Annotated in this window: 16 protein-coding genes, 1 tRNA gene and 1 pseudogene; 8 read left to right on the forward strand and 10 right to left on the reverse strand. The window is 67.6% G+C overall.

Features of this window, described 5'->3' with window-relative positions:
• Positions 1 to 51: 51 nt before the first annotated feature.
• Entirely contained in the window at positions 52 to 432 is a 381-nt protein-coding gene (locus SPHPHY_RS0113000) for a winged helix-turn-helix transcriptional regulator (RefSeq protein ID WP_022687124.1), read from the forward strand.
• Between the two features lie 161 nt (positions 433 to 593).
• Positions 594 to 2,324 carry an AcrB/AcrD/AcrF family protein gene (locus SPHPHY_RS0113005; protein WP_156025169.1) on the forward strand — a complete coding sequence of 577 codons (1,731 nt, stop codon included), beginning with the start codon at positions 594 to 596 and terminating at the stop codon, positions 2,322 to 2,324.
• A gap of 159 nt (positions 2,325 to 2,483) precedes the next feature.
• Here the strand turns inward: SPHPHY_RS0113005 and SPHPHY_RS0113010 are convergent, their stop codons facing one another.
• The 6 genes from SPHPHY_RS0113010 to SPHPHY_RS0113035 all read right to left on the reverse strand — a co-directional run bounded on the left by SPHPHY_RS0113010 (position 2,484) and on the right by SPHPHY_RS0113035 (position 6,258).
• Positions 2,484 to 3,101, reverse strand: coding sequence for a MarC family protein (locus SPHPHY_RS0113010; protein ID WP_022687126.1), 618 nt, complete (start codon positions 3,099 to 3,101; stop codon positions 2,484 to 2,486).
• A 13-nt stretch (positions 3,102 to 3,114) separates the two neighbouring features.
• Complete coding sequence (gene folD / locus SPHPHY_RS0113015; RefSeq protein ID WP_022687127.1) at positions 3,115 to 3,984, reverse strand: bifunctional methylenetetrahydrofolate dehydrogenase/methenyltetrahydrofolate cyclohydrolase FolD; 870 nt, start codon at positions 3,982 to 3,984, stop codon at positions 3,115 to 3,117.
• Entirely contained in the window at positions 3,981 to 4,283 is a 303-nt protein-coding gene (locus SPHPHY_RS22035; protein WP_028057116.1) for a DUF167 domain-containing protein, read from the reverse strand. The genes folD and SPHPHY_RS22035 overlap by 4 nt, the downstream gene beginning before the upstream one ends.
• Positions 4,280 to 4,588, reverse strand: a complete 309-nt coding sequence (locus SPHPHY_RS22040) for a YggT family protein (protein WP_022687129.1) — start codon at positions 4,586 to 4,588, stop codon at positions 4,280 to 4,282. The genes SPHPHY_RS22035 and SPHPHY_RS22040 overlap by 4 nt, the downstream gene beginning before the upstream one ends.
• A 67-nt stretch (positions 4,589 to 4,655) precedes the next feature.
• Complete coding sequence (gene argB, locus SPHPHY_RS0113030; protein ID WP_022687130.1) at positions 4,656 to 5,549, reverse strand: acetylglutamate kinase; 894 nt, start codon at positions 5,547 to 5,549, stop codon at positions 4,656 to 4,658.
• 37 nt (positions 5,550 to 5,586) lie between these two features.
• Positions 5,587 to 6,258 (reverse strand): queuosine precursor transporter, encoded by a 672-nt coding sequence (locus SPHPHY_RS0113035; RefSeq protein WP_022687131.1) that lies wholly within the window; start codon positions 6,256 to 6,258, stop codon positions 5,587 to 5,589.
• A 134-nt stretch (positions 6,259 to 6,392) separates the two neighbouring features.
• Between SPHPHY_RS0113035 and SPHPHY_RS0113040 the strand changes: the two genes are divergently transcribed.
• Positions 6,393 to 7,727 (forward strand): NupC/NupG family nucleoside CNT transporter, encoded by a 1,335-nt coding sequence (locus SPHPHY_RS0113040; protein WP_022687132.1) that lies wholly within the window; start codon positions 6,393 to 6,395, stop codon positions 7,725 to 7,727.
• Between the two features lie 368 nt (positions 7,728 to 8,095).
• Here the strand turns inward: SPHPHY_RS0113040 and SPHPHY_RS22550 are convergent, their stop codons facing one another.
• Positions 8,096 to 8,893, reverse strand: a complete 798-nt coding sequence (locus SPHPHY_RS22550; protein WP_022687133.1) for a PEPxxWA-CTERM sorting domain-containing protein — start codon at positions 8,891 to 8,893, stop codon at positions 8,096 to 8,098.
• A 162-nt stretch (positions 8,894 to 9,055) separates the two neighbouring features.
• On the opposite strand from SPHPHY_RS22550, the gene aguB reads away from it, so the two are divergent.
• Complete coding sequence (aguB, locus tag SPHPHY_RS0113050; protein ID WP_022687134.1) at positions 9,056 to 9,919, forward strand: N-carbamoylputrescine amidase; 864 nt, start codon at positions 9,056 to 9,058, stop codon at positions 9,917 to 9,919.
• Between the two features lie 19 nt (positions 9,920 to 9,938).
• Here aguB and SPHPHY_RS20150 read toward each other — a convergent pair.
• A pseudogene (locus SPHPHY_RS20150) lies at positions 9,939 to 10,595 on the reverse strand (uracil-DNA glycosylase).
• A gap of 23 nt (positions 10,596 to 10,618) precedes the next feature.
• On the opposite strand from SPHPHY_RS20150, the gene folK reads away from it, so the two are divergent.
• Together folK and SPHPHY_RS0113065 are read left to right on the forward strand one after the other, a co-directional pair.
• Entirely contained in the window at positions 10,619 to 11,107 is a 489-nt protein-coding gene (gene folK, locus SPHPHY_RS0113060; RefSeq protein ID WP_022687135.1) for a 2-amino-4-hydroxy-6-hydroxymethyldihydropteridine diphosphokinase, read from the forward strand.
• Positions 11,108 to 11,183, forward strand: a tRNA-Lys gene (locus SPHPHY_RS0113065). It abuts the gene before it with no gap.
• 182 nt (positions 11,184 to 11,365) lie between these two features.
• Here the strand turns inward: SPHPHY_RS0113065 and SPHPHY_RS0113070 are convergent.
• Together SPHPHY_RS0113070 and SPHPHY_RS0113075 are read right to left on the reverse strand one after the other, a co-directional pair.
• The gene (locus SPHPHY_RS0113070; RefSeq protein ID WP_022687136.1) at positions 11,366 to 13,825 is read right to left on the reverse strand and encodes a PepSY domain-containing protein; all 2,460 of its coding nucleotides are present in this window, start codon (positions 13,823 to 13,825) and stop codon (positions 11,366 to 11,368) included.
• A 116-nt stretch (positions 13,826 to 13,941) separates the two neighbouring features.
• Positions 13,942 to 15,381 (reverse strand): methyl-accepting chemotaxis protein, encoded by a 1,440-nt coding sequence (locus SPHPHY_RS0113075; protein WP_022687137.1) that lies wholly within the window; start codon positions 15,379 to 15,381, stop codon positions 13,942 to 13,944.
• A gap of 143 nt (positions 15,382 to 15,524) precedes the next feature.
• Here SPHPHY_RS0113075 and SPHPHY_RS0113080 point away from each other — a divergent pair, with 143 nt between their 5' ends.
• Together SPHPHY_RS0113080 and SPHPHY_RS20155 are read left to right on the forward strand one after the other, a co-directional pair.
• Positions 15,525 to 15,938 carry a hypothetical protein gene (locus SPHPHY_RS0113080; RefSeq protein WP_022687138.1) on the forward strand — a complete coding sequence of 138 codons (414 nt, stop codon included), beginning with the start codon at positions 15,525 to 15,527 and terminating at the stop codon, positions 15,936 to 15,938.
• A 73-nt stretch (positions 15,939 to 16,011) separates the two neighbouring features.
• A complete protein-coding gene (locus SPHPHY_RS20155) occupies positions 16,012 to 16,341 on the forward strand; it encodes a DUF2934 domain-containing protein (RefSeq protein ID WP_022687139.1) in 330 nt (109 codons plus the stop codon).
• The last annotated feature ends 31 nt before the right edge of the window (positions 16,342 to 16,372 follow it).

Consider the following 16,372-nt stretch of genomic DNA (forward strand, 5'->3'; position numbering starts at 1 on the left):
GCGCACGTTCCAGACGGCACCATCCGGTGCCCGGGGTACCAGGAGGTCACCATGCAGCCGGGAAGCCCGGACACTGAATGGCGCGAAGATTGCGCACCGCGTCGCGTCCTGGAACTGTTCGCGACCAAGTGGACAAGCATGGTGCTGCACACGCTCCATGCGCGCCACGGCGGCACGGCGCGCACCGGCGTGCTGCTGCGTAGCCTGCCGGGCATCTCGAAAAAGATGCTGACCCAAACAGTGCGCGACATGGAGGCAAGCGGCCTGCTTGATCGCCACGTGCACAGCACCACCCCGCCGATGGTGGAGTATCGACTGACGCCCCTGGGGAAGCGCTTTGTCGAGCCTGTCGAGCTGCTCTACGGCTGGGGGCGCGACAATGCCGATGCGCTCGACGCTTTGGTACCGCGCGCGCGATCGCGGCGCGAGTAGCTCCTGCGCGACAATCGCCGCCCGTTGCCGTTTGCCGGCCCGGCTCGTAAGCACCGGCACATCGACGGGCCGCGCGGCGGCGTGAAGGGAAAGTGTTGACCAACGATCTGTTGTCGCCCGCCACGCGCAACCGTGCGGCGCGCCTGCTCGACCGCCATTGGATGCGCCTGACACTGCTGGCATGGGCCGGCATCGCGATCTGGTATCTGTGGCAACGCTGGGCGGCGATCCACTGGCTGTCGCTGGGCGATACCGACGACAACATGCGTTTGATGCAGGTCCGCGGGCTGTTGAACGGCCAGGGCTGGTTCGACCTGCGCAACTATCGCCTCAACCCGCCGGGCGGCTTCAACATTCACTGGTCGCGGCTGGTAGACCTGCCGATCGCCGGCCTTATCGTGCTGCTACGCCCCTTCGTGGGCGCCGCGGAGGCGGAGCGGCTGGCATGCGGCATCGCACCGCTGTTGCCGATGGCGGTGACGCTTGCGGCGCTCGGCGCAACGCTGCGGCGTCTGGTGCACCCGTTCGCCTGGCCGCTCGGCCTCGCGCTGTTCCTCGCCACCAACGTCTGCCTCGGCATGTTCATGCCCGACCGGATCGACCATCACGGCTGGCAGCTGGCGATGCTCGCGATCACCGTTGCGGGCTTGTGCGACCCGCGGCGCGCGCGGGGCGGCATGCTGGTCGGCGCCGCGACTGCGGTGTCGCTGACGATCGGGCTGGAGATGCTTCCCTATGCCGCGATGGCCGGCGCGATCATCGCGCTTGCGTGGATCTGGGAGCGCGGCGAGCGCGAGCGGCTGGCGCTTTACGCGCTGGCGCTCGCTGGCGGCACCGCGGCGGGGTACGCGGGCTTCGCGTCCTACGCCAACCGGATCTACCGCTGCGACGCGCTGACCCCGGTCTACGCCTCGACGGTCGTGTTGGCCGGCGGGCTGCTGCTCGCGCTGGCGATGCTGTCGCCGCGTCGCCCGGTGGTGCGGCTGGTGCTGGCGGTCGCAGCCGGCGCCTTGATCGCCGCGTTCTTCGCAATTGCCTTTCCGCAGTGCCTCGGCCGCCCGGAGCAGGTCTCGAACGAACTCTACACCAGCTGGCTGTCCCAAGTCCGCGAGGCCAAGCCGATCTACCGTCATCCCTTGCGCGTCGCGCTGCCGATCGTGACTTTGCCGCTGATCGGGCTGATCGGTGCGTTGTTGGCGACATGGCGTGCGCGCCGGCAGGCGAGCCTGCGCGGCTGGGCGTGTGTCGCGCTGTTCGGCGCGTTCGCGGCGCTGATGCTGCTGTGGCAGGCGCGCGCCGGGCCGGCAGCGCAATTGCTTGCGATCCCAGGTGCGGCGGCGCTGGCGTGGATGGCGGTGCCGTGGCTCGCCGCGCCGCGTTTCTGGTGGGCGAAGGTTGCCGCAGCCGTCGCACTGTTCGTCATCGTCTCGGGCAGCTTCACGCAGATCGTCATCGACAGTTTCAAGGTCGACCGTCCCAGCGCCTATGTCCGCCGCGTCAACAAGGCCACGGGCCGATGCCTGACGATTCCAGCGATGCGGCCGCTGGACCGATATCCGGCGCAAACGGTGTTCACCTTCGTCGACCTGGGGCCACGGCTCATCACGCTGACGCACCACGATGCCATTGCGGGTCCGTACCATCGCAACGGCGACGCGATCCTCGACGTCCACCACGCCTTCCTGCGTTCGCCACAGGAGGCCCGCGCCATCATGAAGCGCCACGGCGCGACGATGTTGCTGGTGTGTCCGGACATGGCCGAGTCTACCAACTACCGTGCCAAGGCTCGCGGAGGCTTCTACGACCGGCTGGCCAAGGGCGAGCATTTCGACTGGCTGGTGCCGCTTCCAATCAAGAAAGGTTCGCCGTTCCGGGCATTCAGGGTGGAGTGATCCGGATAGCGCGCAAAGCCGGAGCGTAGGACGCGATCGAACGCCGGTTATCTCCGGTGAAGGTGCCTCCCTCGACCGAGGCCGGGTGACGCGAGCGCGAACGAGGCACGAGCCGACGGCTCCGGAAATCAACGCGAGCCCACGCCGGGGCGGGTCAAGCTACCGTAGCTGCTCCATGATCCCATCGATCACGAACTGCACGGCCAGTGCTGCCAGGAGCACGCCGAGCAACCGCGTGATGACCGCCTCGATCTTCACGCCCATCACGCGCATCAGCGGCCCGGCCGCCAGCAGCGACAGCAACATCAGCAGCAGGTTCGCGGCCAACGCAGCCATGACGACCGCCGTCTGCTCGATCCCGTTGCTGCGCGCCGTCAGCAGCATCACCGATGCGATCGAGCCCGGCCCGGCGATCATCGGCATCGCCATCGGGAAGATCGAAACGTCGTCGGCTTCTTCGGTGGTGATCTTGGCGGCGCGATCCTCGCGACGCTGGGTTCGTTTTTCGAACACCATCTCGAGGGCGATGAGGAACAACATGACGCCGCCCGCGATCCGGAACGACGCGAGTTCGATGCCCAGCGCACGGAGCAAAGGCTCGCCCGCCAGCGCAAAAACCAGCAGGATCAATGCCGCGACCACTACCGCGCGCACCGCCATCGCACGGCGATGCTCCGCCGTCGCGCCTGCCGTCAAACCCGCGAAGATCGGCGCGCAGCCGGGCGGGTCGATGATGACGAACAGCGTGACGAACGCCGAGACGAACAGTTCGAGCATCAGAGCGCCCGCATCACAGCGCGGGATCGATCGCGACGCCCGCGCGCCGCGAGGCCGCGACCAGCGTGTTGCGCATCAGCACCGCAATCGTCATCGGCCCGACGCCGCCGGGCACCGGGGTGATCGCCCCGGCGACCTCCGCCGCGCGCGGATCGACATCGCCGACCAGCCCCGCCTCCGTGCGGTTGATGCCGACGTCGATCACGGTTGCCCCGGGCTTGATCCAGTCGCGCTGGACGAAACCCGCAATGCCGACCGCGGCGACGACGATGTCCGCCTGCCGCACATGGCCCATCACATCGCGCGTCCGGCTGTGCACGGTGGTGACGGTGCAGCTTTCCCGAAGCAGCAGCGCCGCCATCGGCTTGCCGACGATGTTCGAACGGCCGATCACCACCGCCTCCAGCCCGGCGAGGTGCGGATGGATGTCCTGGAGCAGCATCAGGCAGCCGAGCGGGGTGCACGGCACCAGCCCGTCCAGCCCGGTCGCCAGCCGCCCGGCATTGACCGGGTGGAAACCGTCGACGTCCTTGTCGGGATCGATGCGGGTGATGACCGCACGTTCGTCGATGTGGCGCGGCAGCGGCAGCTGCACGAGGATGCCGTCGACGGCTTCGTCGGCGTTCAGCCGGTCGACGAGCGCGATAAGCTCCGCCTCGCCGACATCAGGCGACAGGCGGTGCTCGAAGCTTTCCATACCTGCCGCGACCGTCGCCTTGCCCTTCGAACGGACGTAGACCGACGACGCCGGATCCTCGCCTACCAGCACCACGGCCAGCCCGGGCTTACGCCCGGCGTCCCGCGTGAAGGCGGCGGCGGCGGTCGCGACACGGTCGCGCAGGGTGGCGGCGAAAGCTTTGCCGTCGATGATGCGGGCTGTCATGGCACGATCGCATAAAGCGAAGCGGCGGTGCGCGCCAGCGCTTGCGGATCGCCGGCGATCGTCAGTCGCTTCGTCCGCGCGGTCTGGCCGGCGACCAGCGTCACGTTGCGCTTCGCTACGCCGAAATGCCGCGCTACCAGCGCGATCAACGCCGAATTCGCTGCGCCATCGACCGGCGCGGCGGCAAGCCGCGCGCCAAACTGCGTGTCATCACCGGCCAGCAGGGCATCGCGACCGCCACGCGGCGTCACCCGTACCGCGATCGCGATGCCGTCCGCCGTCTGCCGCCAAGCCGTCAGATCGCAGCGCCCGTCGCCGCGCTGACGGCGATGTTGTTCAGGATGATGTTCAGGATCGCGAGCAGCACCAGCACCACGGCCGGCGCGAAGTCGATCCCCCCGGTATTGGGCAACATCCGCCGGATCGGACGGTAGAGCGGCTCGCTCAAGCGATCGAGTCCCTCGTACAGCGAGCGCACGAAGTTGTTCGAGGTATTGACCACGTTGAAGGAGATCAGCAGCGACAGGACGAACTGCACGATGATGATCCACCATACGAGGTTCAGGATCACCTGCAGGATCTGGATGATGGTGAGCGTCAGCACGCGATTGCGTCTCCGAATGGGTGTATCGGTAATATAGATCACCGAAGGGCCGGGCGAAAGGCCGCGGCTAGCGGCGGATCAGCGTTCCTGCGCCGCGCTTGGTAAATATCTCCAGCAGCATGGCATGGGGAATGCGCCCGTCGAGCACCACCGCGGCGTCCACCCCGGCCTGCACCGCCGCCACGCACGTCTCCAGCTTGGGGATCATGCCGCCGCTGATCGTGCCGTCGGCGCGCAGCGCGGCGACCGCGGCGGGATCGAGATCGCTGACCAGATTGCCCTGCTTGTCGAGCACGCCGGCAACGTCGGTCAACAGGAAGAAGCGTGCCGCCCCCATCGCCGCCGCGATCGCACCGGCCATCGTATCGGCGTTGATGTTATAGGTGTGACCGTCCGCGCCGATCCCGATGGGGGCGATCACCGGGATGATGCCGTCACGGCTGAGCGAATCGATGATGCGCCGATCGACCGCGACCGGCTCGCCGACGAAACCCAGGTCGACCTTGCGCTCGATCCCCTGCAACGGATCGGGCGCGCGGCTGCCGACCTTCTCGGCTTGCACCAGCCCGGCGTCCTTCCCCGAAATACCGACCGCACGGCCACCGGCGCGGCCGATCCAGCCGACGATCTCCTTGTTGATCGATCCGGCGAGGACCATCTCGGCGATCTGCGCGGTTTCGGCATCTGTGACGCGCAACCCGTCGACGAAACGCGACTCCACTCCCAGCCGCTTGAGCATGCGCCCGATCTGCGGGCCGCCGCCGTGCACCACGACCGGGTTGATCCCGACCGCCTTCAGCAACACGACGTCCTCGGCGAAATCGGCCTGCGCTTCAGGATCGCCCATCGCATGCCCGCCGTATTTCACGACGAACGTCTTGCCGGCGTAGCGTTGCAGGTACGGCAGCGCTTCGACCAGGGTTTCGGCCTTCAGCGCGGGCGACAGGTTCGGATCGGTCATGCCGGCGCCATAGCGGCGGCGGGGCCGGCGCGAAAGGTCAGGCGTCCAGCCGCCGCCCGACCGCCACCATCAGGTAGATCAACGGCGGGACCAGCGCGATCGACAGCACGACCTTCGCCAGCATCTGCCCTGCCATCAGCCAGCCGACCGCCGACATGCCGAAGGCGATCGAGATGAACAGGATCGAGTCGACGATCTGGCTCAGCGCGCTGGCGGTCGCGGCGCGAAACCACAGCAGCTTGCCGCCCTCGCGACCCTTCAGCCACGAGAAGATCGTCACGTTCAGCGTCTGGGACACGCCATAAGCGACGATCCCGCCCGCCCAGATCCACGGCGTGGCGCCCATCATCTGGTTGAAGGCGGCGAGATGCCCGGCGTTCATCTCCGGCGCAGGCGGCAGCACCAGTACGACAAGCGTCAGCACCATCGAGACGAGCAGCGGCACGAACCCCATCAGCACCAGCCGGCCGGCCATCCTTTGCCCATGCAATTCGGCAATCGCGCTCGATGTAACGACCAGCAGCAGGAAAGCGAAAATTCCTGCCTCGACTGCCAGCGGCGGCAGCCCCACCAGCGGCCCGAGTTGCGAGATCGTGCCGAGCGACACCTGTTTGTTGCCCAAAACGCCCGCGATGCAGACCATTCCGCCGTAGAAGATCGAGAAGGCGAACAGCGAGCGGGGGATCGGGGCGGCGGCAGCGGGTTCCATGCCGTTCCGTAGCGGGAGCGACCGGCCACGGGCAAGGACTTGCGTCGATCCCGCTACTCCCTGCCTATCGTTCTTGGCTGGCGATCATGCCCGGTGCATGTCATGGCGCGGACCTTCGGCTGCGAAGAAGAAAAATGCAAAGAATCCTCATCGGTCTGGCGGGCATCGTCGTCATCCTGCTGCTCGCGGTGCTGCTGTCGGCAGACCGGCGCGCGATCCGCTTGCGGATCGTGTCCAGCGCGTTCGCGTTGCAGGCCGCGATCGCGGTGATCGTGCTTTACTGGACGCCGGGGCGCGCGGCCTTGGCGGGCGCATCGTCGGGGGTGGCGGCGCTGCTGGGCTATTCGCAAAAGGGTACCGAATTCCTGTTCGGCAACCTCGCCAGCCCGGCCGTGGGCGGGCAGAGCTTTGCGATCGCGGCGCTTCCGGTCATCATCTTCTTCGCCAGCCTCGTCTCGATCCTCTACTATCTCGGCGTCATGCAATTCGTGGTTCGCTGGATCGGCGGCGCGATCGAAAAGGTGATCGGCACCAGCAAGGTCGAGAGCCTGTGCGCGGCCGCCAACATCTTCGTCGGGCAAAGCGAATCACCACTGGTGATCCGCCCCTATCTGGCCGGGCTGACCCCGGCGCAGGTGTTTACCGTCATGACCAGCGGGATGGCGGGTGTCGCGGGCACGATCCTGGCTGCCTATGCATCGATGGGGATCAGCATCGACTATCTGCTCGCCGCCAGCTTCATGGCCGCGCCCGGCGGCATCCTGATGGCCAAGATCATCATGCCGGAGCGCGTGATGGCGCCCGAAGGCGAACTGCCGCTGGGCGACGTGCCCGACGAGGCGCGGCAGATCGCGCTGGCGGAAGCGCGGATCAGCGGGCGCGGTCCCGCTGCGCTGCTTCCGGAGGGCACGCCCGGCGAGCCGCTGCCCGAAGCGACGCACGACGAGGAAAAGCCCGCCAACCTCATCATGGCCGCCGCACAGGGTGCGCAGACCGGCGTGAAGCTGGCGGTGGCGGTCGGCGCGATGGTGCTGGCGTTCGTCGCGCTCGTCGCACTGGCGAACGGGCTGCTTGGTGCGGTCGGCGGCTGGTTCGGGCATCCGGAGCTGAGCTTCCAGGGGTTGCTGGGCTATGTTTTCCAGCCGGTGATGTTTTTGCTGAACGTGCCGTGGAACGAAGCCGGGATCGCCGGCGGGCTGTTCGGCGAGAAGATCGTGTTGAACGAATTCGTCGCCTACATCGACCTCGGCAAGCAAGCGGCACAGCTCTCCCCGCGCACGATCGCAGTGGTGACGTTCGCGCTGTGCGGCTTCGCCAACTTCAGTTCGATCGCTATCCAGATGGCGGTGACCGGCAGCCTTGCGCCCAACCAGCGGCCGACGATCGCACGACTGGGGCTGCGCGCGCTGGCGGCCGGGAGCCTCGCCAACCTGATGAGTGCAGCGCTCGCGGGGCTGCTGATCGGCTGAATCTCAGCACGCGAGCGGCTCATTCGCGTCGTTGCGAGTGCCGTGACGCATGACGTTGCCCACGCCACGATCGTAGTGGCGGCACGTGGTCCGCCACCTCATCAAAAAGATTGCCGTTCCGTCATCCCTAAGTCGACCCGGAGCCGCACTTCCGACGCCCTTGATCGACAGCGAACCGCCGATCGATCCGGGAGACATCACCCGATCCGGGGAGACGCAACTCGCCCCTCCGCCGCGAATTTAGGCGCGCGGCCCAACCGCGCCGCCGCGGCTAGATCCAACCACCGCTTACCGCCCAGTTGAACAATCAAGAAAAAAGGCCGCCGGATCGCTCCGGCGGCCTTTTGCACGCAACCGTGAAAGTCGAATCAGGCGATGCTGATCTTGGTCGCGCTACGGCGACGGCGCAACGCCGCGCCGACCACGCCGAAGCCCAGGATCATCGTCATCCAGGTCGTCGGCTCGGGCACGCCGCTCGTCACCTTGATCGAGTTCAGCTTGAAGGAGTCGTTCCGGTTGTCAGGGCCATTGACCGAGCCGCCGATGATCCAGACGTTGCCCGCCTTGTCCGGCGACAGATTGTAGTTCTGCGTCGCAGTATTGTACTTGGCGCTGTCGCTGTTGAACCAGAAGTTGCCCGACTGCTTGCTGGCATCGTAGCCGAGGCCGTTCGTGATCGAGTTCAGCATCGTGCTCGTCATCGTCGCGTTATAGTTGCCGGCTGCGCGTGCGATGAATGCATCGTTGTCGCTGTAGTTGTTGCCGTTGATCGCGAACGGGTTCAACACCGCCGATTGAAGCGACACAACCTTGTCGAACTGCAGAACGACGAACTCCCACCCGTTGAGATTGTCGATCGTGTGCACGTTGCTGCCGACCTCGCCCGCCTGCAGAACGCCGAGGCCGTTCGCGCCCCACGATGCGAGCGCCGACGCGGTGTAGTTGCCGTCGAGGCCGCGCGTCCAGGCGGTCGCCTTCACGTTGAGCGTCTGCTTGTTGTCGGTCGAGGTGACGGTATAATTGATGCTGTTGTACGCCGTGTTCGTCTTGATCGCGGCGGCGCCAGACTTGCCCACCGCGGTGTCGATGATGAAGTCGGCGGCCTGTGCCGGCACTGCGGCGACGAGCGCCCCGGCGGCGAGCGCGACGTGCGCGAAACGAATCATTGAATTTTCCCCTTCGAAACTGGTCTTTCGTTGACAACTGTCTCGCCGGTTCGTCGCGCAGACGCAACGACGTGCCGCAGTGCACACGTCTCAATAGGAGACAAGTCAGCGGGTTATGCCTGATGCTGGCATCGCACGCGTCGAGCGCCTATGTGCTCCGTGATGACCGAGATCACCGTCGCCGCGCTGCAACTCGCCTTCTCCGCCGATATCGACGCGAACATCGCCAGGGTGTCCGAAGCGGTGCGCGAAGCGCATGGCCGCGGGGCGCAGGTGATCCTGCCGCCCGAATTGTTCGAGGGTGAATATTTCTGTCGCGTCGAGGACGAGGCGCTGTTCGCCAATGCCGCGCCCGTGAACGAGCACAAGGCGGTGCTGGCGATGCAGGCACTGGCCGAAGCGCTCAAGGTGCACATCCCGACCAGTTTCTTCGAGCTCGATGGCCCGCACCATTACAATTCACTGGCGATGATCGGGCCGGACGGCGAGATCCAGGGTGTCTATCGCAAGAGCCACATTCCTGACGGTCCGGGTTATGAGGAGAAGTTCTACTTCCGCCCTGGTAACACCGGCTTCAAGGTGTGGAACGGCCCGCGCACGCAGGGGCACCAGACGAAACTCGGCGTCGGCGTCTGCTGGGACCAATGGTATCCGGAGACGGCGCGGGCGATGATGCTGATGGGAGCCGAGCTACTGTTCTATCCGACCGCGATCGGCAGCGAGCCGCACGACACCTCGCTGGATACCGCGCGGCTGTGGCGCCGCGCAATGGTCGGCCATGCGGTATCGAACGTCGTGCCGGTGATCGCCGCCAATCGCGTTGGGGTCGAACACGGCCAGACCTTCTACGGCACCAGCTTCATCACGGACGAGCGCGGAGACATTCTTGCCGAGCTGGGCCGGGAGGAAGAGGGCGTGATCGTCGCGACGATCGATCTGGCCCGCGTACGACGCCACCGCGCCGCGTTCGGCTTCTTCCGCGATCGTCGACCGGAACTGTACGGTCGGCTGGTGCAGGATATCTGACCGCCGCCCCCCAGCTCGATCAGGGACGCAATTCCAGCGCGCGGGCGAACACTGCCTCGAACATCGCTGGCGTCAGCCGTCCGGTATTCTGATTTTAGCGTGAGCAATGATAACTGTCGATCAAGACGCGTCCGTCAGGCACGCGGTGCTCGGCGAGGTGCGCAAAGCGTGCCTTGGGAAGCCGACCGCCCAGCACCTTCACCGTCGACTGGTGTGCGATCTGCCCCAACGCCACGAACACGCGCGCGTTCGGCAACGCCTCGACCTGCGCGGCGAGATATCCGCGGCAGGTGCGCACTTCCTCGGGCGTCGGCTTATTGGCGGGCGGCAAGCACTTGACCGCATTGAGGATCATCGCGCCGCGCAGCCGCACGCCATCGTCGGGGCGTGCCGCGAACTCACCGTCCAGCAATCCGAAACGCGCCAGCGTGCCGAACAGCAGCGGCCCGGCACCGTCACCGGTGAACGCGCGTCCGGTGCGGTGCGCGCCGTGCATCCCCGGCGCCAATCCGACGATCGCCAGCCATCCATCGGGATCGCCGAACGCCGGCACGGGGGCGTTCCACCAGTCAGGATGCCCTGCCCCCACCTCTTCCCGGAAAGCGGCCAGCCGCGGGCACAAGGCGCAGTCACGCGGCGGCTCGGTGTCGGGCAGCGAAGGGGGTGCGAAGGCCATGCCGGTGCGATAGGCGCAGCACGGTGAGCGGTTCAATCTATCTCGTCGCACTCGGCTCGAACCGTCGCGGGCGGCACGGGCCTCCACGTGTGGAGGTCATCGCGGCGCTCGCGCTGCTCGGCGGGTGCGCGTCGCCGATCGTCGCCAGCGCGCCGCTCGGCCCGTCGACGCGCACCTTCGCCAACGCCGCTGCCTTGATCGCCAGCGACGAGGCACCGCCGGCGCTGCTCGCGCGGCTGAAGGCAATCGAGCGCGCGTTCGGCCGACGCAACGGGCGGCGCTGGGGGCCGCGCGTGATCGACCTCGACATCATCGCCTGGTCGGGGGGGCGCTGGCGCAGCGCGACGCTCGCCATCCCGCATCCGGCGTTCCGAACGCGCGCTTTCGTGCTGACGCCGGCCTGTGCGATCGCACCGCAGTGGCGCGATCCGGACAGCGGGCTGACAATGCGTCAGCTTCATGCCCGGTTGACCCGCGCGCGCCCCGCCCCTAACCGGCTTCGATCCGTGTGAGGGTCCGTAGCTCAGTTGGTAGAGCAAGCGACTTTTAATCGAGAGGTCCCGGGTTCGAGCCCCGGCGGACCCACCACACGGATGCGGCACGCAGGCACGTTCTGTGCGCCAGCCTGCCATCGGCGTTGAGGCCCCTAAGTCGAACCCGCGCAGCCCCGGGCACCACCTTGCAGCGGCGTAACGGTTCTACCGCCGTCATTAGGCCCGCGGTCGGTGGGAAGGTCGACAGCGGTCATCGGTGAAGTGCGAGCCTCGCGCCTAGTAGATATCGCGGCAATAGCGCCCGTGCGCGGCAAGTTCCTCCAGCCGCTCGTCCCCGAGTATCTCGCGTAGCGCTGCATCGACTCCGCTCGCCATTCCCGCCAGGCTTCCGCAGACGTAGATCGCTGCGCCACGTGCGATCCAGTCGGCAACCGCGTCCGCCGCTTCGGCGACCAGGTGCTGGACGTAACGCCCGCATTCCGCGTCGCGCGAGAAGGCGAGATCGACGCGCGCCAGGACGCCGGCCGCTTCCGCTGCGCTGAGCTCCGCCGCGAATGGCCGATCGCTGCCGCGCGCGCGCTCCCCGTACAGCAGCCAGCACGCCGCCCCGCCGGTCGCTACCCGCGCCCGCAGATGCGCCATCAACCCGGCGAGCCCGGTGCCGTTGCCGATCAGGATCAGCGGCGTCGCGGCATCCGCGGGGGGCATGAAGCCGGGATTGTCGCGTACGCGCAGTCGAACGACGTCCCCGACCTGCGCGGTGGCGGTCAGCCAGCCAGAGCCGACCCCAAGCGAGCCGTCCCCGGCGCACATCTGCCGCACGAGCAACTCGATCACGCCCGACGCGGCGATCGACGCGACCGAATAGTCCCGGTGCGCCAGGGGCAGGGTGGCCGCCGTGCCGTCATCCGGCAGGCTCCGGTCGCGCAATGCGGCGAGCGCGGTCGCATCGGCCTCGCGACCGGTCGTCGCCAGCCACTGCGCGACTCTCGCCGGATCATGTCGCGGCATCACCTCGGCGATCGCGCCGGGCGTCCAGTCGGTGGGCGCATCGGGCGTCAGGACGAGGTGGTACATCGCCGCGCCGGGGCTGCCGGGGTTCACATGCGTGCGCCTGGCCAGCGTCCACGGCTGGTAGGCGGCCGGCGACCAGTCGGGCTGGATGGCATGACCGGCGATGGCGGCGAGTTGCTGCTGCCAATGCCGTTCGGCATCGCGATCGTCGCCATCGACCTCGACCAGATCGAACAGCCGTCGCGCGCCGCCAGCATGTAGCCACGCATCCAGACGATGCCCGAATGCGCAAAAATCGGGATATTCGCGGTCACCGAGTGCGAGCACCGCATAGTCGAGCCCACGCGCCACCGGCGGCGCCGTCATCACTTGCGCTTCGAAGCGGCGGGCGCGGTCGGGCGCATGACCCTCGCCATAGGTGGAAACGACGAACAGCGCGCGCGACGCCTTGGCCAGCATGTCCGGCTCGAGCCCGGCGAGCGCGCGGACGGTCGCACCCGGAAAAGCCGCCGCGCTCAGCCGCGCCAGGCGTTCGGCATTGCCGGTCTGCGAGGCGTGAACGACCAGCATACCCGCACCCGCGTCGCTCGTGACCGGGTCTGGGCTGAGCGCGATCGCGGAGAGGGCGCGCCTGGTACGCCGCCGTGCGAGATAGAGCAGCAACCCGGTCACGGTGAACAGCGGCATAGCCAGGCTGGAGAACAGCATCACGATCCGCCCCGGCAGCCCGAAGAATTGCCCGGTGTGCAGCGCGTAGAAATTGCCCGCGACGATCTCTCCGACGTCGCGCTCGGCGTAGCGATCCGCTTTCACCAGCGCACCGGTCTGCACATCGAAGCGCAATTCATCGGTCATCCGGTCGAAGCGCGCACCGCGCGGCAAGACCCGCATCACGACGGGCTTGTCGCCCTTGGCAGGGCTGATCGCGACCCGCTCATAGCGTCCACCATCGCTGCGCAGGAACCCCGCCCACGCCGGCTGCAGCGGCAGCGAAGCGCCCTTCGCTTCGTCGCGGCGCGCCTCGCGTGCGCCGCCGGCCTTGCCGGTCAGCACGTAGCGCGCGCCCTGCCGATACCAATCGTAGCTCCACGTCAGCCCGGTCAGCGCACTCAGCAAGTAGAAGATCACGACCCAGCCGCCGACCACCGCGTGCAGCGCGCGATGAAGGTTGCGACCGGTCTTGCGCAGGTCGAGTACGAACCACGCCCGCCAGTCGAGCGCACGGCGCGGCCAGCGCAGGTACAGCCCCGACAAAGCGAAAAAGATCAGTGCCATCGCGGCAAAGCCGGTGATCTGCCGCCCGATGCCGTTGGGGCCGCCGGGCAACGCCAGCCACCGGTGGAGGTCCATTACGGTGCGGAAGAACCGCTCGCCGGTGGGATGGCCCAGCAGCGCGCCGGTACGGGGATCGACGAACACATGCTCGCCGCGTCGCTGCCCCTTCGGTGGAGCAAGCGTCACCTCGGCGGCCAGACGCGGGTCGCGCTGCATCACGAGTTGGGTCACCGCCGCCCTGCGCTGTCGCGTTACCGCCGCGGCCAATGCGTCTGGCGATAGCGGCGGCATCGCGGACGGCGCCAGCGTTACCACCCCGGGGCTGAGCGCCGCCATGATCTCGTCCTCGAAACTCATCAGCGCGCCGGTGACGCCCATCACCGCCAGCACGAAGCCAGCGGTGATGCCGAGGAACCAATGGATCTGGAACAGAATGCGGCGGGTCATCAGCGACGTGCCGCCGCGACGCTGCGGTTCCAGTCACCGATGATGGTCTTCATATCTGCTCTATCCCCCTGCTACGGGGGACTTACACTAATGATAGAGCTTCGCAATAGCCGAGCTTAGAAGTCCGACCACTCCTCGTCCGCAACTGCCAGCGCGTTCCCGCGCGTGCCGGTGACAGGGCGGCGAGCGGTACGGGCGAGATCGCGGCCGGCCTGGGCGGCGCGCGCCTGCAGATCGTGGACCGGCGACGCGGCGACCGCCACCGGGATGGCGCGTGCGCGGCCATCGATGCGGAAGCGTGAAACTTCGGCCATCAGCCGGTCGGCTTCCTCGGCAAGGCTGCGCGCGGCGGCGGTCGCCTGCTCCACCATCGCGGCGTTCTGCTGCGTGACGCCGTCCATCTCGGAGACGGCGGTGTTGACCTGCTGAAGCCCGGTCGCCTGGTGCTCGGCGGAGGCGGCGATCGTCGAGACCAGCGTGCTGACCTCACCGATCCGGGCGATGATCCGCTGGAGCGCCTTGCCGGTCTCGCTGACCAGCGCGACGCCGGCGTCGACCTGTTCGGTGGAAGCGTGGATCTTGACCTTTACGTCCTTGGCAGCGTCGGCGGAGCGCTGGGCGAGTGCACGCACTTCGCTGGCGACGACGGCGAAGCCCTTGCCTGCATCGCCGGCGCGCGCAGCCTCGACCCCGGCGTTCAGCGCGAGCAGATTGGTCTGGAAGGCGATGCCATCGATAACGCTGATGATTTCGCTGATCTCCGACGACGACCGCTCGATCCCGCCCATTGCGGCGACGGCGCGGCGCACGACCTCGCCGGAGCTTTCCGCTTCGGTACGCGCGTCGCCGACCGCGGTGTTGGCGCGACGGGCGCCGGCCGCGGTCTCACGGACCGTGCAGGTGATCTCCTCCATCGCGGCCGCAGTTTCCTCGAGCGATGCGGCCTGCTGTTCGGTGCGCTGCGACAGGTCGTCGGACGCCTGGCGAATGTCGGCCGAGCCACTCTTGATTCCGTTGGCAGCGCCGGTCACCGCCCCGATCGCGTCGGCCACCGCCGACATCGCACGATTGAAGTCACGCCGAAGTGCTTCGTAATCGGCCGCGAACGGCGTCTCGAGGCGATGCGTCAGGTCGTTGTCGGCAAGCCGCCCCAGTCCGTGCCCGAGCGCATCGACGACCTCGCGCTGCGCCGCCGAGGACAAGGCGAGCGCCTGACCGTTGCCGCGGAACACCTCCATCGCCTTGGTCATCCGTCCGACGCAATCGCGCGATTTGGTGTAGCGGATCTCGCTGGCGTAGTCGCCGCGCGCCAGTGCCTCCATACGCACGACGGTGTTGACGTAGGGATCGCAGACCAGCTTGCGCGAGGCGATCGCCACAAGGCCGACCAACGCCACAATGCCGGCGACGATGCCGACCGCGACGGTGCTCGACACGCGTCCTGCCGCCAACCCGCCGGTCGCGGCGAGCGCGATCAGCGCCGAGCCGGTGTAGACGATGCCGAGTGCCGCGAACTTCGTTCTGATCGGCGCATCATCGCGAAACCAAGCGATCATCGTTGTCCCTCCATTGCGCACCATTCTTGAAGCCTGCTTAGCCGTCATGCTTGAAATATATGTTAATTCCGTCGGCTCTCGTGAGCTGAACCGAAGCGTCGCCAAAAAGTTGTGCCGCGTGACAGACAAGCGGAAGACAAAGTATGATACGATCGATCCTGATGGGCGCGGTGGCAGGTGCGCGAGCGATGACACCCCTCGCCGCCCTGGCTTTGGCGACACGTGACAAGGGTGGGCGTGCCTCGCTGCTCTCGGCCGGGTCACTGGCGTTGGCGGCCGGCGAACTGGCAGGCGACAAGCTGAAGCAGGCGCCCGACCGTGTCGAACCGGCGGGTATCGCGGGCCGGCTGCTGAGCGGGGCGCTGGCCGGTGCCGCATGTGCGCCGCGCGGCGAGCGGGCGATCGGCGCGATGCTCGGCGCCGCAGCCGCGGTCGCTGCATCGCACCTTACCTTCCGGCTGCGCGCTGCCGCCGCCGAACGGTACGGCCAGACCGCAAGCGGGCTGATCGAGGATGGGCTGGCGGTGGGCAGCGCGGTGTTGCTGGCGCGACGTTGATTTTCTTGCACGGCGATTGCGACGAAGATGCGCTTCGTGAGTTTTGCGCCTGAAGGCAGAAGGGGAAAAGCTCATGGTTGACGATCGCAACGCCCGTATCCGCGAACAGGCCTATCGCCTGTGGCAGCAGGAAGGCGAGCCGCACGGTCGTGACCGCGAGCATTGGGAAGAGGCCGAGCGCGCGTTCGCGGGTGAGGGCCCGGTCGCCGACGAGATCGATCCGAAAATCGAACCTGATGCGGGCGCTTCGGCGTCCGAGATCGGTGCAGATGTCGCCGACGCATCTGTCGGGCAGCAGCAGCCCGAGGCGGCGGAGGTCGGTGCGGGGTCGCCAGCGCCTGTCGCGGCCGCCAAGCCCGCTGCGGCGAAGAAGCCTGCAGCGCGGCGCAAGCGCGCCAACTGACACGCGCGCCGACGCGCGTCGGCGATGCCAT

This window comes from Sphingomonas phyllosphaerae 5.2 (assembly GCF_000419605.1).
GTDB classification, from domain to species: Bacteria; Pseudomonadota; Alphaproteobacteria; order Sphingomonadales; family Sphingomonadaceae; genus Sphingomonas; species Sphingomonas phyllosphaerae_B.

Coding starts and splice junctions, on each gene's coding strand:
- SPHPHY_RS0113010 (WP_022687126.1), bottom strand. CDS start 3,101: ATGCTCGAACTGTTCGTCTCGGCGTTCGTCACGCTGTTCGTCATCATC.
- SPHPHY_RS20155 (WP_022687139.1), top strand. CDS start 16,012: ATGGTTGACGATCGCAACGCCCGTATCCGCGAACAGGCCTATCGCCTG.
- SPHPHY_RS0113000 (WP_022687124.1), top strand. CDS start 52: ATGCAGCCGGGAAGCCCGGACACTGAATGGCGCGAAGATTGCGCACCG.
- SPHPHY_RS0113035 (WP_022687131.1), bottom strand. CDS start 6,258: ATGGAACCCGCTGCCGCCGCCCCGATCCCCCGCTCGCTGTTCGCCTTC.
- SPHPHY_RS0113080 (WP_022687138.1), top strand. CDS start 15,525: ATGATACGATCGATCCTGATGGGCGCGGTGGCAGGTGCGCGAGCGATG.
- SPHPHY_RS0113040 (WP_022687132.1), top strand. CDS start 6,393: ATGCAAAGAATCCTCATCGGTCTGGCGGGCATCGTCGTCATCCTGCTG.
- argB (WP_022687130.1), bottom strand. CDS start 5,549: ATGACCGATCCGAACCTGTCGCCCGCGCTGAAGGCCGAAACCCTGGTC.
- SPHPHY_RS0113075 (WP_022687137.1), bottom strand. CDS start 15,381: ATGATCGCTTGGTTTCGCGATGATGCGCCGATCAGAACGAAGTTCGCG.
- SPHPHY_RS22550 (WP_022687133.1), bottom strand. CDS start 8,893: ATGATTCGTTTCGCGCACGTCGCGCTCGCCGCCGGGGCGCTCGTCGCC.
- aguB (WP_022687134.1), top strand. CDS start 9,056: ATGACCGAGATCACCGTCGCCGCGCTGCAACTCGCCTTCTCCGCCGAT.
- SPHPHY_RS0113005 (WP_156025169.1), top strand. CDS start 594: ATGCGCCTGACACTGCTGGCATGGGCCGGCATCGCGATCTGGTATCTG.
- folD (WP_022687127.1), bottom strand. CDS start 3,984: ATGACAGCCCGCATCATCGACGGCAAAGCTTTCGCCGCCACCCTGCGC.
- SPHPHY_RS0113070 (WP_022687136.1), bottom strand. CDS start 13,825: ATGACCCGCCGCATTCTGTTCCAGATCCATTGGTTCCTCGGCATCACC.